Source organism: Limimaricola cinnabarinus, assembly GCF_002723615.1.
Classification (GTDB): domain Bacteria; phylum Pseudomonadota; class Alphaproteobacteria; order Rhodobacterales; family Rhodobacteraceae; genus Limimaricola; species Limimaricola cinnabarinus_B.
Map to the genome: position 1 here is coordinate 1 of NZ_KZ304994.1, position 620 is coordinate 620.

1 protein-coding gene is annotated in these 620 nt (G+C 63.5%); it reads left to right on the forward strand.

The window, feature by feature from the left end; translation table 11 throughout:
- Window positions 1–100: 100 nt before the first annotated feature.
- Window positions 101–620: PhnE/PtxC family ABC transporter permease (locus tag CJ301_RS17890; protein WP_254050202.1), on the forward strand; the 520-nt coding region annotated here is incomplete at its 3' end.

Here is a 620-nt window from a genome sequence, read left to right on the forward strand (position 1 = left end):
TTCCCGGTGTCGGTCTGCGAGCGGTGTCCTGATGCGGTTTCGCGGGTTCGGCGGTTTCGCGGCCAGCACATTGGTCGCCGGTGCAGTTCTGTGGTCTTTCATGACGACCGACGTCGAGTTCTCGCGTCTCCTGTCGGCCGGGCCCCGGATCGCAGAATTTCTCGGCCGGATGTTTCCCCCTGATCCGACCGTGATGAGGGAGATCATGAAGGGCGGCGCCGAAACGCTCAGGATCGCGATCCTCGGCTCTCTGGGAGCGGTAGTCCTGTCGGCCCCGCTCGGCATTCTTGCGTCCGAAACGATGGTGTCTCCGCCGCTCTATCGAACGGTTCGAACGCTTCTCGCCTTCATCAGGGCGATACCTCTGATTCTTGTGGCGATGCTCATGGTTGGCGCCGTCGGCCTCGGCCCGCTGCCCGGCATCATCGCCGTTGCCTTTCATGCGACCGGAATGCTCGCCAAGTTCTATGCCGAAGCGATCGACGGTGTTTCCCGTGCGCCCATCGCGGCGCTCGAAAGCGCGGGCGCTGGACCGCTGGCGCGTCTTCGGCACGCGATCTGGCCCCAAATGGCGCCGGTTATTGCTCGTGACACGATTTTCCGGTTCGAGCTCAACCTCC